The organism is Rheinheimera muenzenbergensis (assembly GCF_036984005.1).
Classification (GTDB): Bacteria; Pseudomonadota; Gammaproteobacteria; order Enterobacterales; family Alteromonadaceae; genus Alishewanella; species Alishewanella muenzenbergensis.
This window is the reverse complement of the sequence record NZ_JALAAR010000008.1, coordinates 107,313-120,942: the sequence shown is the minus strand read 5'-3', so window position 1 is coordinate 120,942 and position 13,630 is coordinate 107,313. Positions and strand designations below refer to the sequence as shown.

The following is a 13,630-nucleotide window of genomic DNA, read 5'->3' as shown; positions in this document are numbered from 1 at the left end:
TCGGACAACCGGTTTGCCCACACCAACACGCCGTGAATACATCCCTGTAGGCTCGATTCAGGCATCCATGCCTTCAACGGTTGGTTTAGAGCAAACCTCATGTCCTTAGTTCTGAGTTAGCTGTTCTACATGCTTTGCCAAATCCCGCGCCAACTGCTGATACTGCGCCGGCGCTGGCGCATAAGGCACTACCGCCAGGCAAGGTGCACTGATGCGCTGGCGTAGATCAGCAATATTCTGCTCTAGCAGCAACATATCAGGGGCAATACAATTGGCCACCCAGCCAATAAGCTTGCAACCACTGCGTTCAATTTCGCGCACCGTCAGCATGGCATGGTTTAAACAGCCCAGTTTGACGCCTACCACCAATAGCACCGGTAAACCCTGCTCTGCCACCCAATCAGCCAGATAACGCTGCTGGCTTAGCGGTAATAACCAACCGCCAGCGCCTTCAATCAGCAAGTGTTCGATATTCTGATTTTGCCAATGTAGCAAGGCATTGTTTAACAGCGTTTCGTCTATCGGCTGTTGCTCGTTTACAGCGGCCAGATGCGGCGCTACCGGCGCCTGATAACAGATTGGATTGATCTGCCGATACGGTAACGCGATACCGGAATATTGCTGCAACAGTAACGCGTCACTATTTCGCCCCTGCTCGTCAGCACCCGCCGCTATTGGCTTTACACCCAATGCAGCGATATTTAGCCCGCTAAGGCCTTGCAACAATAAACTGCTGATATACGTCTTACCCGCATCGGTGTCGGTTGCGGTTATAAATAGCGCTTTAGCTGCCATGTTTTACTCCGCTTATTATCAGCACCTGATAACTGGCCGGCAAACCCAGCATAGTGCGGTGTATCTCATAGGCTTGTGCCAGTTGTTGCCAGTACCCTTTGCCGGTTAAACCATTGCGCCGCCCCGCTACCTGATTTGCCCCCAGCAGTTTTAGCTCTCTGGCTAAGCTTTGTACATCCGGGTAATACAACGGATAGCGGCGCAGTTCAAACTGCCAGTGTATAGCTTTAGCTGTTAACGCCGCCTGTTTAACGGCATCAACAGCAAAAAACCGGCTGACATGGGGATAAGTGTCTAAACTGGCAAAGGCCTGCGCAAGCTCCGTCAGGGTGCCATCTACCAGCGTGGTAATCACAACCTTAGCGCCCGGTGCCAGTACCCGTTCTATTTCAGCAAAAACTGCTGCTGGCTTAGCGCACCACTGCAACATCAGGCTGGAAAATACCGTATCTACACTGCCATCGGCCAGCGGTAACTGCTGCGCATCCGCCTGCAGATAGCGTTGCGCCAGGACCGCCTCTGCTGCCTTTTTTAACATGCCGGCGCTTAAATCTACTGCAGTGAAGCTGCTGCAGTGTTCGGCAAAACGTGGGTGCAGCCAACCAGGGCCACAGCCCAGATCAAGCAAATGCCCGCTTTGCGTTTTTGCCAGCAAGGCTAACGCGTCCAGCGCGACCTGCTGTTGTAAACGGGCACCCTGCATGTAGCTTTGTGATGCCGCGCTAAAACTATTGGCAACTTGCTGTTTAAACCCGCTGTCACTGTCTGAATGGTGTTGCATTACAGCACTCATACTAACTGCCTTAACTGCTGTACTAATTGGCGAATATCCTGCTCAGTATGCTGAGCACTTAACGTAATACGCAGCCGCGCACTGCCTTGCGGTACTGTGGGTGGCCGGATAGCACTTAGCCAGATGCCGGCCTGTTTTAATTGCGCACTGGCCGCCACTGCGCGCTCGCTGCTACCCAATAACAAGCCCTGAATGGCGGTGTCAGAAGGTAATACAGGTAAGTCAGCGGCCAATGCCCGAAACAACGCGATATTGCTGTGTAACTTTTCCCGCCGCCAGTTTTGGCTGCGGCACAGTTCGATGCTTTTTATCACTGCAGCACACAGCGCCGGCGGTAATGCCGTGCTGTAAATATAATGCCGGCCAAACTGCTCAATATAATCAATCACAGTTTTACTGCCGGCTAAAAATGCCCCGCCAACGCCAAGCGCTTTACCAAAATTGGCCATAGTGCAATACAAGTCGCCTGGCTTAACGCCCTGCGCTGCAGCCGTGCCGATGCCCTCTGGCCCCAGCACGCCTAAACCATGGGCATCGTCCAGCAGCAGCGGCGCATTAAACTGCTGGCAAAGCTTAAGCATGGCAGGCAGATCCGGACTGTCACCATCCATACTAAACACGCCTTCGGTAACAACCATTGGCTGCTGAGCCTGGCTGAGTAATGTATGCAGTGCTGTCTGATCGTTATGAGCAAAGCGCTTAAGTGTCGCGTCGCTGTGCCGCGCGGCGTCAATTAGCGAAGCATGGCTAAGCTTATCCAGCAACAGGCTGTCGTTTTTACTGCTAAGCGTCAGCAACATTGCCTGATTTGCCGCAAAGCCGGACGAAAATAACAATACCCGCTCTACGTCCAGCCAGTGACAAAGGCTGTCACACAGTTGCTGATGCACAGCGTGCTGGCCGGTAACCAAAGGCGAACCGCTGCTGCCGGCACCAAATTGCATGGCACCGTCGGCAAAAGCCTGCAGCACTTGTGGCTCAGTGGCTATCCCCAGGTAATCATTGCCACTAAAGTTTATAAAGCTGCTGCCAGCCACCGTTAACAGCCTGCCGTTGTAGTGCTGCAAGGTTACCGGCCTGCGCAACAGTTGTTGTGCTGCACGCTCCTCCAGCGCCTGTTGCAACTGCGCCAGTCTGTCAGCAGACATCTTATTGCGCCGCGTGAAACAGCGGCGGATTAGCCTGATCTTTTATCGCATCGGCCAGTGCCAGTTCGTGAGCTTGATCAGACACATCATGGCGCTGCTCTGGCTTAATACCCAGCTTGGCAAACAGTTGCATATCGGCGTCCGCTTCCGGGTTATCAGTGGTTAACAGCTTATCGCCGTAAAAAATTGAGTTTGCCCCGGCGAAGAAACACAGCGCCTGCATTTGCTCGTTCATGCGCGAACGGCCGGCCGATAACCGCACATGGCTTTGTGGCAGCATAATCCGCGCCACTGCTATGGTACGGATAAATTCAAAAGCGTCTAAATCATCAACGTTTTCCAGCGGTGTGCCCGCCACTTTAACCAGCATATTAATCGGCACGCTTTCCGGGTGCTCTGGCAGGTTGGCCAGTTGCATTAATAATGCAGAGCGATCATTGGCGCTTTCGCCCATGCCCAAGATACCGCCACAACATACTTTCATACCGGCATCGCGCACATGGCTTAGCGTATCTAAGCGATCCTGATAAGTGCGGGTGGTAATAATTTCACCGTAAAACTCCGGCGAGGTATCCAGGTTATGGTTGTAATAGTCCAGGCCGGCGTCGGCTAATGTTTTGGCCTGATCACCGCTAAGCATGCCCAGCGTCATACAGGTTTCCAGCCCCATGGCTTTAACGCCCTGCACCATTTCAATAATGTACGGCATGTCACGCTGCTTCGGGTTGGTCCAGGCGGCCCCCATACAAAAGCGGCTGGCACCCTTGTCTTTGGCTGCTTTAGCCTGGGTAAGCACTTTTTCCACTTCCAGCAGGCGCTCGCGCTCCAGGCCGGTATTATAGTGGCCGCTTTGCGGGCAATACTTGCAGTCCTCTGCGCAGGCACCGGTTTTTATCGATAATAAGGTACTAACCTGCACTTCGTTGGGTTTAAAGTGTTGACGGTGCACAGTTTGCGCCTGAAACAGCAAATCGTTAAATGGCAGTGCATATAGCGCATTAACCTGCGCTAAGGTCCAGTCGTGGCGGACAACAGAGTGCATAAATATCCCTGATAAAATTGAGGTTGTAATAGTTTTCGGCTAGTCTAACCGCCGCCACCGGGTTGTCAACGCTGACCAGGTTTAAAACTTTACTACAGGTTAATATATGAGCATTGATTTAGCTTTTGATCGTTCGCATATCTGGCATCCTTACACCTCTATGCTTAACCCGTTACCGGTCTATCCGGTGGTAGCAGCAGAGGGCTGCGAGTTGATCCTGCAAAATGGTCAGCGTTTAATTGACGGCACCGCTTCCTGGTGGTCGGCTGTGCATGGTTACAATCACCCCGAGCTTAACGCTGCAGTAACTAACCAACTTAGCAAGATGGCGCATGTGATGTTTGGCGGCATTACCCACCCGCCTGCCGTGCAGCTGTGCCAACAATTACTGGGTATGGTGCCAGACAATTTAACCAAGGTCTTTCTGGCTGACAGCGGCTCTATAGCCGTTGAAGTGGCGATTAAAATGGCGTTGCAGTACTGGTTGGCAAGCAGCACTCCCGGCAAACAAAAGCTGATTAGCCTGCGTAAGGGCTACCATGGTGACACCTTTGCCGCGATGGCCGTGTGCGATCCTGTTGATGGTATGCACGATATGTTCGCCGCTTTATTGCCACAGCACTATTTTTTACCGGCACCACTAAGCCGGTTTAACGGCGAATTTTTACCCGAAGATATTGCCCCACTGGAGCAACTGTTAGCGCAACATCACACTGAAATAGCCGCGCTTATTCTTGAACCGATAGTACAGGGCTATGGCGGTATGCGCTTTTATCATCCGGAGTATTTACGTCGCGCCCGCGCGCTGTGTGATAAATATCAGGTGCTGCTGATAGCCGATGAAATTGCTACCGGTTTTGGCCGCAGCGGCAAACTGTTTGCCTGTGAGCACGCCGCCATACAACCCGACATTATGTGCGTCGGTAAGGCGCTAAGCGGGGGCTATATTACGCTGGCCGCTACCCTGTGCACCGATGAAGTGGCCCGTGGCATCAGTTTAAGTGCCGCCGGTGGCTTAATGCACGGCCCAACCTTCATGGCTAACCCGCTGGCCTGCGCAGTGGCCAGCGCCAGTTTGCAACTTATCGCTAAAGGTGACTGGCAGCAACAGGTAGAAGCCATTGAGGCGCAGCTTAACCATGAGCTGGCGCCCTGCCAGCAGTCAGCGCTGGTAAAAGATGTGCGGGTGCTAGGCGCCATCGGCGTGTTAGAGCTGCATAACAAGGTAGATGTTGCTGCGCTGCAACAGCGTTTTGTTGAACTGGGTGTGTGGATCCGCCCCTTTAATAACCTGATTTATGTGATGCCGCCTTTTATTATCAGCCCGACTGAACTTAGCAAGCTGACAGCGGCCATGTGCAGCGTGGTGGGCTTCTAAACAAACCAGTACAAATACAGTAAAAAGCCGGCACAGCTTAACAACAACAAAATAATATTCAGATGCAGATGGTCATTTCGCCGGCGCGAGCGCAGGTAATTCAATAACAAACTTGCTGCACTTAGCGCCGCAATCAACCACAGCATAAGTTGCAGATATAACGTGAGTTTAGGCCGCCAGTCGGTGCGGATCTCAATGCCCCAATAGCGAACCAGGCCGGTGTCCATTTCCGGCCGGGCATAGTGCGCCAGTACCAGCGCCAGCAAAAATATCAGCCAGGCACTGATAGCCAACCAGGCAAAGGCCCGGCACAGCAGATCCGGCCCTTTACGGCGCTCGGTTTTCAGCGGTGTTTCATCACTTGACGTCAATTTTAGCGTCCTGATAACTTTTACTTGTGTTGTGCGTTTGGCTCAGTATCATTACAGCCTTTATGCTGTTTGCTTAGTTTATACCCTCTGGAGTTTGTTGCATGACGCACGCCGTAATTAAAGATGTATTAGCAGGTCGCTATGCCGTGGGTGACACTGTCACCGTTAAAGGCTGGATCCGCACCCGCCGCGATTCAAAAGCCGGCATTTCCTTTTTAGCTATTCATGATGGCAGCTGCTTCGATGCAGTGCAGGCTGTCGCGCCTGCCGAGCTTAATAATTACGAGTCTGAAGTAAAACGTTTAACCACCTCTTGCTCAGTAGCGGTCAGCGGCGTTATCGCCCGCTCTGAAGGTCAGGGCCAGGCGTTTGAGTTACAGGCGACACAAGTTGATGTTTTAGGCTGGGTAGAAAACCCGGACACCTACCCTATGGCGCCAAAGCGTCACAGCATGGAATACCTGCGCGAACACGCTCACCTGCGCCCACGCACCAACATTATGGGTGCGGTTACCCGGGTACGGCATTGTTTAGCCCAGGCCGTGCACCGCTTTTTCCACGAGCAGGGCTATTACTGGATCAGCACGCCAATCATCACCGGCTCAGACGCTGAAGGTGCCGGTGAGATGTTCCGCGTCAGCACGCTGGACATGGAAAACCTGCCGCGCACTGATAAAGGCAAAATCGATTACAGCCAGGATTTCTTCGGTAAAGAAACCTTTTTAACGGTATCTGGCCAGTTAAACGGCGAAACCTACGCTTGTGCCATGTCGAAAATTTACACCTTTGGCCCGACGTTCCGTGCTGAAAACTCTAACACCAGCCGCCATTTAGCTGAGTTTTGGATGATAGAGCCAGAAGTGGCCTTTGCCGAGCTAAAAGACATCGCCCAGTTAGCTGAAGACATGCTGAAATACGTCTGTAAAGCAGTATTAACTGAGCGTGCTGACGACATGGCCTTCTTTGCCGAGCGTATCGACCCTACCGCCGTAACACGTTTACAGCAGTTGGTTGATTCAAGCTTTGTGCGGATGGATTACACCGACGCTATTGAGATCTTAATAAGCTGCGGTAAGAAATTTGAATACCCGGTTGAATGGGGTGTCGATTTACAGTCTGAGCACGAGCGTTACCTGGCTGAAGAACATGTCGGCGCACCTATCATCATGCAAAACTACCCGAAAGACATTAAAGCCTTTTATATGCGCTTAAATGACGATGGCAAAACGGTAGCAGCAATGGACGTGTTAGCGCCGGGCATTGGTGAAATTATCGGCGGCAGCCAGCGTGAAGAGCGCTTAGAAGCCTTCGACAAACGCCTGGATGAAATGGGCTTAAACAAAGAAGACTACGGCTGGTACCGTGATCTGCGCCGCTACGGCACAGTGCCCCACGCCGGTTTTGGTTTAGGCTTCGAACGTCTGGTATCGTACGTTACCGGTATTGGTAATATCCGCGATGTTATCGCCTTCCCGCGCACACCGGGTAATGCTGAGTTCTAACAGCTTTAAAAGTAGAAAAGGCGCTTTAACCAGCGCCTTTTTTATTGCCTGTAGCGGCAAGCCATTTACTCATTTTCTCCCTGGCTTCAGCTTGGCTGTAAGTTCTTCCCTCAAGTACAGCCCGCTCTCCCCTTGAGAGCCCTTCAAGCAGCTCAAGCCGACGTTGTAGCAGTAATCGTATGTGATTGCTGTTGTTATGTTTAACCATATAAGACAGATACCACCTTTTCTTGCGGGTTAAATTCTATGGCACAGCTAAGCAAGTGAAAATGCAGTGCGCTACTATGTATAACATGCTTACCCTGCGGCAGGTTTTCCACTTTGTATTCCGACAAATTAGCCGTATTTAATTGACGGATTACACTTGAGTAAGCCGTGCCTTTACTAAAATTGCCGCAAAGATAATACACTTCCTTGCGGGCTTCGTTGGTGTAGAAACCGAAAACCAGTAAGCCCAAGATGCCAATTGCTGCAGCAATAAGTTTTAGTTTAAGCATAGTCTTGCCGTTCATTAGAAAACGAATCACTGGGTCAGTTAAAAAAAAACTAAACATAGCATTTTTTCAGCCTTTTAATTTTTATCTGACCCTGTTTATTACTGCTTATAAACAAAAACAAGTGCCATGTTATATTTAGTCTTCAGTTAAAAGCGCAATTATTTTTTCTATCACAAGGTCTTTTTTCTCGCCTCTTGCGAATTTATCATAAGGGTCAACCTCAATATCCACAGGCACACCGAGCACTTCAGCATTTAGTCCCTCACTATTTTTATAGTATTCATTACTAAGTTCGTAGGCCCAACCATTAGGTAACATACGAGGGAAAGTATCTGATGTGGCCCCAGCAGTGGCTTCTCCAACCAAAGTAACCTTAGGAAGCGATGACATAGCAAGTGCAAAACTCTCGCCTGCACTGAAAGTACCATTTGATGTCAGTAAATAGATATCATTTTGATAGTATGGTCTGCTGTTAGGTTCTGCATAAACAGCAATTAGTTCATGAAGACTACCAGCATAAAAAGTACTAATATCCCAAACTAAGGTATTATTAGATATAAACCTTTTTATTAACTCCAAGGCTTGAATATCATATCCGCCTTCATTATCGCGAATATCAATTATCAATTTTTGCGTACCATCCAATGCAACAAATATTTCATCTAGCAAATTATTAAATGCTTCGTTCGCATAACTGATATCTTCGCGCTCTAGGCTGTCCATTTCAATAAAGTTAACAAAGTGAGGGAGTGACATATATCCAACTTGAATACCTTCAACATCAATGATCCCCCAGTTTGGGCCAAATGAGTCCAGTGTATTACGTGTAATAAATGCTGGCTGGGTTTCTTCATTTAGGTACTGCGTAATGTTTTCTCTAACAAGTACAGTTTGCTCAATAACATAATTCTCAGCAGGTTCGCCTTTCAGTTCTAAATCATGCGCTTCCTGTTCTAGTCGTTTTGCAAGTGTTAACTTAGCTTCAAAGCTGATTGGCTCTTTGTCTAAGTTATAATACAAGCGAGTATGACCATCACTCAAAATTTGTAATATTTCACTAATTATATTAATTAGGAGCTCTTCATCGGCTTCAATTAACTTAGGAGCGTACTCTTCATAGATATTATCCCAATCAATGTTACGCTCCTTAAAAAAGGCGTAGTGATTTTTCATATCTAGCCAAAATAACTGAAAAGTAACTTCTGCATCAAACTCATAGCTGTTGTCGGCAATTGTATCTAGTATGCCGTCTGTACAAACATCTTCAATGCTCTGTATAGATCTATATGAAGCAGGACCACTATCATACGGTCTTTCATAAATAAGTTGGTCTTTATACTTTTTGCTAAAAGAATCAAAAAGTGGCAAGGGGTCTAACGTGATTATTGGATAACAAAAAGCTCCTGTTACCTGCCAAGTAACAACAGAATCGCCGCTGATCTGTTTTATTTCGCCATAAAGATCAGAATACCAAAGCTCATTTCGCTGCTCTTTGATAATGTCATCTTGATCACTATCAGAGTTACATCCTAGTAAACTGATACAAAATATGGTGGTGACTAATTTAGCAATACTTTTAATCATTACAACTTCCTATAAAGTGAATTAAGAAGTTATTTTAATCTTAATTGCATTGTCGGTTTGTCACTCTAATGTCATGTTTTCGTAATTCCTATTTGACAAAGCAACTAGACAAATCAATTGTGAAACAAGCGCCACCAAACTGGCTTTTGCTTATCTTTACACCCGCGTCATGGCTGGACAGGATTTCTTTTACAATTGCAAGCCCCAGCCCCACACCATGGCGCTTACCAGTCCTGCTTTCATCAACAGTATAAAAGGGTTGAAAAACTAACTCACGTTTGCACTCGGCAATTCCTACTCCATCATCTTCGACTGTCAACAACAAACGTCCACCTTGCCTGAGTAGTGACACATGAATCTGCTCTGCGGCGTATTTATCCGCGTTAACAACTAAATTATGTATAATTCTTTTGATCCCAGCGTTATCTACTCGCGCAAATATAGATTGTTTTATATCTAAAATTATAGGGTGGTTACAGTACTTTTCTATAGACTTAACATAGTCTTGAAGTGAATTACTCAAATTAATTTCACCAAAATTCAAAGGCGAGGAAAACTGATCTACTTTACTATATTCCAATATTTCATGGACCAAAGTATCCAGTTCGTCACATTCCTCAAATAACTCGCAAATAAGCTTTTCATTATTTGAATGCGAATCTAACAGTTCAAGCTTCAGTTGCAATCGAAAAATAGGGGTTTTTAGCTCGTGAGAAATTGCTCTTATCATATGCCTTTGCTGAGTAAACAAGCGCTCCAACTTCTCTGCCATATGGTTGAAAGTTTCATTTACACGTCCAATAGCGAAAAGTCCAGTGTCAGCACGCTCCGATAATTGGCCCTTTGCAATTAGTTTGCTTGCAAGCTCTAATCTAAAAAGTCTGTATTGCAGCCAGAGTGTATGCAGTAAAAAAAGAAATAATATTAAACCCAAAGGCAGCCCATATTGAATGAAAAAAAGAATGACCTCTACATTACCTTTAACTCCAAATGCAGAAAGTTGAATTAATTCATTCCCCTGTATTTTTGCTGTAACTACCTGCAAATTCTCATCATGAACATTTTCAACAAGTATAGTTTGTGCCTGTTCTGAAGCCGGGGTGTTAATAGTTTTAGCAGTTAGATTACTTTGCTCAGAGATTCGCTTTAGCAAAGCAAGCCATTGTTCATTGTTAAGTGCTGGGCGAGCTGCATCTAAAGCATAAATGTAAGCTCTATAGTCTAATTCAACATCTTGCTTCAATTCATTAGAAAAATAATCCGTAGCAAGTGAAGTTAAAAGGGGGTTAATTGTAAAAAATATTAAAATGAAAATTAAGCTCTTTACCGCAAAGCGTATTAACAACATTCGGTCTCCTTGCTATTAACAATAATATATCCCTTCCCCCTAACTGTGATTAGGTGTCGATAAGGTATATTATCGCCAATTACTTTGCGTATTTTCATTATTCTATTGTCAATTGTGCGATCTAATCCATCAAACTCTCTGCCATATAATTGTCGAGAAATCTCGTCGCGACTTAGGATTGAATCTACATGAGAGGCTAAAAAGTAGAAGAGATCAAATTCACTCTCAGACATATCGAGTTTGATATCGGATTGGCTTACGACTCTGGTAAGCAAATTAAATTTAAACGGCCCAATGTTGAGCATATGATCCAATTGGTTTTTACTCTCAACGCCTTGAGCTAATCTGAGCAATTTGCGAAATCTAGCCAATATAATTCGAGGATTAACCGGCTTTTGAATAAAATCATCAGCCCCCATTTCCAGCAAGGTGATCTCATCTACGTCGTCACTACTAGCCGTTAAAATAATCACTTTACCTAAATACTTATTTTGTAAAGCACGACACACCTCAAAGCCATCCACTTCAGGAAGCATCAAATCTAATAGGACAAAATCAGGTTGATGTATTAGCACATGCTCTAAACCACTAGAGCCGTTATACAACGTGTTAACCAAAAAGCCATGCTTTTCAAAAAAACTCTTCAGCAATGCAGAAAGCTCTATATTGTCTTCAATAATGGTCAATGACTTAGAAATAAATGTATTCATTTGCTTGACACTTTCAATGGTATTTATCTTTTGTTTTAGACACAATTTTACGCTTTCTTTAATATTGCCTCGGGATTCATCAACAGAAATATTTTGATTTATACTCCCTTTGCAACCACGATCTTAATTTTTTGTTCCGCTTTGCCAGCCCCACGCTTTCTAGACTTGTGACTCAAGTTACGACACACTTTTTTGACAGATTGAAGTGTGCTTCATCAATCTCTACAGTGCCCTCGAAGTGTTGGCTTGTCAGGTTCTCTGTTAATTTAAGAATTTTATGTCGCCACCTGAGGTTACAGCAGATTGCCGCAAGTAACGACTGCTGGTTTTCCGTATCCAAAGAGCATTGCAGCTCTTTGGATTTGCTGCTAAGGCTTTACAGATGTGAAAAATACTCAGCCGGATCGGGGGTATGGCGTTTGGCTGGCTCGCCGTTTGGCGTGCCGAGGTATAAAAAGCCGACGATTTCGTCGTCTTCACCCAGCTCCAGCGCTTGTTTAACAAAATCTAACTGGGCGTAGGCGCCGGTGCGCCAGATACCGCCGAAGCCCTGAGCAAAGGCGGCTTGTTGCATGGCCATTACCGCACAGGCTGCTGATTGCTGTTGCTCCATTAACGGCACCTTGGCGTGCTCTACCGCTTTGGCGATACAGATAATAACCATAGGCGCGCGCAGTGGCAGTTGGCGGGCCCGCTCCAGCAAGTCATTGCCAATGGCCGGATCGTCTTCAACTGCCGCTTCGGCAAAAATATCGCCCAACCGGCACAGTGCCTGGCGGCCTTCTGCGATAACAAAACGCCAGGGCCGTAAATTACCGTGATCCGGCACCTGCAGCGCGGCACGTTTAATATTGTCCAGTACCTCGCCTGATGGCGCTGGTTCAGTTAAGCGGGCCGAGGAAAAACGGCTGGTTAATAAAGTCAGTGCATCCATATAAGCCTCAATCTAGTTTGCGCGGTCAGCCTATCAAATTAACAGTAACCTTTACATCAGATTATCGCAAGACCAGGTGCGTCTGCTTGGCTTTACGCCGTTTTATGCTGCTTTACTGCTCACTGCTGCCAACAGCCTGCTGATACAAGGCTAAATATTGACTGGCCGAGCTTTGCCAGCTGAAATTTTGCGCCATACCATTTTGTTGTACCCGCTTGTAGCTGTCGCGTTTACTGTACAGTAACTCGGCCTGTTGTAAGGTGTCGTACATGGCGCGGGTATCAGGTTCAGTAAAGCCAATACCGGTAGCACCACGTGCCGGCCAGGGCTGCACAGTATCTTTTAAACCACCGGTAAGCCGTACTATTGGCACAGCGCCATAACGCAGACTATACAGCTGGTTTAAACCGCAGGGTTCAAATAACGACGGCATTAAGAAAAAGTCAGCAGCGGCTTCCAGCTGATGAGCCATGGCATCACTAAAACCATGCACAAAACGAAATTGCTGCGGATGTTGCTGTTGCAATTGCTCCAGCGCCTGACAATAGCGCGCCTCACCAGTGCCCATGATGACCACCTGGGCACTGGTGGTGTCGAGCCAGTGGCTTAATGCCGGTAGTAAATAATCGTAGCCTTTTTGCCCGGTAAGCCGGCTTACGCCGACAAATAACGGTACTTTGCTGGCTGCCAGAGCCAACTCGCTGCGTACTACCGTTTTGCAGCGGGCTTTACCGGCTAAATTGTCGGCATCAAAAGGTGCCGGCAAATAACGATCGATCGCTGGGTGCCAGACGCCATAATCGCAACCGTTTAAAATGCCGCTAAAATCTGCTGCCCGCTGCTGATACAGGGCCGACAAACCTGCGGCCATCGGCTCAGTTAGCAACTCGTCACGATAGCCCTGACTGACAGTGTTTATTTTGTCGGCATATTGTAAAGCTGTAGCAAGGAAATTAAGTTCAGTACTTAAGGTGGGCTCAATATCTAGTTCCTGGCGCCAATGTGCAGCACAGCGCTCCTGATAAGCACCATTATGAATACTAAACACAAACGGCACCTTTGCCAGCGCGCTATGCTGGTAATGCTGCTTCAGATAATAAGCCGCGGCAGCGCTTTGCCAGTCATGGCCGTGAATAATGTCGAACTGCTGGCCACTATATAAGGCCCACTGCAGCGCCGCCTTCGCGAAAAATGCAAACCGCAGAGGGTTGTCACTGTAGCCATGTTCGCCATCATCATAGGGCCTGTCGCGCTGGAAAAATTCATGGTGTTCAACCAGGGCGAAGTTAATACCATCAAGTGCAAACTGATGCACCGCGCAGCCAACACCACGGCTGGCCAGATCAAAATACAAACTCTGGTAGTTAGCGCTGCGATAATGATACAGCGCTGCATAACATGGCAGTACTACCGTAACCTGATGCCCGCTACCAGCCAATGCCTGCGCTAAACCACGGCAGGCATCTGCCAGCCCGCCGGTTTTGATCAGCCCTTCATATTCACTGCATATAAACAGGATCTGCACGCT

13 protein-coding genes are annotated in these 13,630 nt (G+C 47.5%); 2 read left to right on the top strand and 11 right to left on the bottom strand.

What is annotated here, in order from left to right:
• Positions 1-105: 105 nt before the first annotated feature.
• The 4 genes from bioD to bioB are packed head-to-tail and all read right to left on the bottom strand — an operon-like array spanning position 106 to position 3,778.
• Entirely contained in the window at positions 106-795 is a 690-nt protein-coding gene (gene bioD / locus MN202_RS10940; RefSeq protein WP_335736159.1) for a dethiobiotin synthase, read from the bottom strand.
• Positions 785-1,588, bottom strand: coding sequence for a methyltransferase domain-containing protein (locus tag MN202_RS10935; RefSeq protein WP_335736158.1), 804 nt, complete (start codon positions 1,586-1,588; stop codon positions 785-787). Before MN202_RS10935 ends, bioD begins: the two co-directional genes overlap by 11 nt.
• Positions 1,585-2,736, bottom strand: coding sequence for an aminotransferase class I/II-fold pyridoxal phosphate-dependent enzyme (locus tag MN202_RS10930; RefSeq protein WP_335736157.1), 1,152 nt, complete (start codon positions 2,734-2,736; stop codon positions 1,585-1,587). Before MN202_RS10930 ends, MN202_RS10935 begins: the two co-directional genes overlap by 4 nt.
• A 1-nt stretch (position 2,737) precedes the next feature.
• A complete protein-coding gene (gene bioB / locus MN202_RS10925) occupies positions 2,738-3,778 on the bottom strand; it encodes a biotin synthase BioB (RefSeq protein ID WP_335736156.1) in 1,041 nt (346 codons plus the stop codon).
• 106 nt (positions 3,779-3,884) lie between these two features.
• Between bioB and bioA the strand changes: the two genes are divergently transcribed.
• On the top strand, positions 3,885-5,156 hold the full coding sequence (gene bioA / locus MN202_RS10920; protein WP_335736155.1) for an adenosylmethionine--8-amino-7-oxononanoate transaminase: 1,272 nt from the start codon (positions 3,885-3,887) through the stop codon (positions 5,154-5,156).
• Here the strand turns inward: bioA and MN202_RS10915 are convergent.
• Positions 5,153-5,527 (bottom strand): hypothetical protein, encoded by a 375-nt coding sequence (locus MN202_RS10915; RefSeq protein WP_335736154.1) that lies wholly within the window; start codon positions 5,525-5,527, stop codon positions 5,153-5,155. The genes bioA and MN202_RS10915 overlap by 4 nt on opposite strands.
• Before the next feature lie 101 nt (positions 5,528-5,628).
• Here MN202_RS10915 and asnS point away from each other — a divergent pair, with 101 nt between their 5' ends.
• Positions 5,629-7,029, top strand: a complete 1,401-nt coding sequence (asnS, locus tag MN202_RS10910; protein WP_335736153.1) for an asparagine--tRNA ligase — start codon at positions 5,629-5,631, stop codon at positions 7,027-7,029.
• 200 nt (positions 7,030-7,229) lie between these two features.
• Here asnS and MN202_RS10905 read toward each other — a convergent pair whose 3' ends face one another.
• From MN202_RS10905 to MN202_RS10880, 6 genes are all read right to left on the bottom strand, one after another.
• The gene (locus tag MN202_RS10905) at positions 7,230-7,526 is read right to left on the bottom strand and encodes a hypothetical protein (protein WP_335736152.1); all 297 of its coding nucleotides are present in this window, start codon (positions 7,524-7,526) and stop codon (positions 7,230-7,232) included.
• Between the two features lie 135 nt (positions 7,527-7,661).
• Complete coding sequence (locus MN202_RS10900) at positions 7,662-9,110, bottom strand: S41 family peptidase (RefSeq protein ID WP_335736151.1); 1,449 nt, start codon at positions 9,108-9,110, stop codon at positions 7,662-7,664.
• Positions 9,111-9,198: 88 nt separating this feature from the next.
• Positions 9,199-10,458 (bottom strand): ATP-binding protein, encoded by a 1,260-nt coding sequence (locus tag MN202_RS10895; protein WP_335736150.1) that lies wholly within the window; start codon positions 10,456-10,458, stop codon positions 9,199-9,201.
• On the bottom strand, positions 10,449-11,168 hold the full coding sequence (locus tag MN202_RS10890) for a response regulator transcription factor (protein WP_335736149.1): 720 nt from the start codon (positions 11,166-11,168) through the stop codon (positions 10,449-10,451). Before MN202_RS10890 ends, MN202_RS10895 begins: the two co-directional genes overlap by 10 nt.
• Before the next feature lie 376 nt (positions 11,169-11,544).
• Complete coding sequence (locus MN202_RS10885) at positions 11,545-12,102, bottom strand: NAD(P)H nitroreductase (RefSeq protein ID WP_335736148.1); 558 nt, start codon at positions 12,100-12,102, stop codon at positions 11,545-11,547.
• 112 nt (positions 12,103-12,214) lie between these two features.
• On the bottom strand, positions 12,215-13,627 hold the full coding sequence (locus MN202_RS10880) for a glycogen synthase (protein WP_335736147.1): 1,413 nt from the start codon (positions 13,625-13,627) through the stop codon (positions 12,215-12,217).
• Between the last annotated feature and the right edge of the window lie 3 nt (positions 13,628-13,630).

Excerpts from the sequence above, each read along its gene's own strand:
- bioD (WP_335736159.1), bottom strand. The coding sequence starts at position 795 with ATGGCAGCTAAAGCGCTATTTATAACCGCAACCGACACCGATGCGGGT.
- MN202_RS10935 (WP_335736158.1), bottom strand. The coding sequence starts at position 1,588 with ATGAGTGCTGTAATGCAACACCATTCAGACAGTGACAGCGGGTTTAAA.
- MN202_RS10930 (WP_335736157.1), bottom strand. The coding sequence starts at position 2,736 with ATGTCTGCTGACAGACTGGCGCAGTTGCAACAGGCGCTGGAGGAGCGT.
- bioB (WP_335736156.1), bottom strand. The coding sequence starts at position 3,778 with ATGCACTCTGTTGTCCGCCACGACTGGACCTTAGCGCAGGTTAATGCG.
- bioA (WP_335736155.1), top strand. The coding sequence starts at position 3,885 with ATGAGCATTGATTTAGCTTTTGATCGTTCGCATATCTGGCATCCTTAC.
- asnS (WP_335736153.1), top strand. The coding sequence starts at position 5,629 with ATGACGCACGCCGTAATTAAAGATGTATTAGCAGGTCGCTATGCCGTG.
- MN202_RS10905 (WP_335736152.1), bottom strand. The coding sequence starts at position 7,526 with ATGCTTAAACTAAAACTTATTGCTGCAGCAATTGGCATCTTGGGCTTA.
- MN202_RS10900 (WP_335736151.1), bottom strand. The coding sequence starts at position 9,110 with ATGATTAAAAGTATTGCTAAATTAGTCACCACCATATTTTGTATCAGT.
- MN202_RS10895 (WP_335736150.1), bottom strand. The coding sequence starts at position 10,458 with ATGTTGTTAATACGCTTTGCGGTAAAGAGCTTAATTTTCATTTTAATA.
- MN202_RS10890 (WP_335736149.1), bottom strand. The coding sequence starts at position 11,168 with ATGAATACATTTATTTCTAAGTCATTGACCATTATTGAAGACAATATA.
- MN202_RS10885 (WP_335736148.1), bottom strand. The coding sequence starts at position 12,102 with ATGGATGCACTGACTTTATTAACCAGCCGTTTTTCCTCGGCCCGCTTA.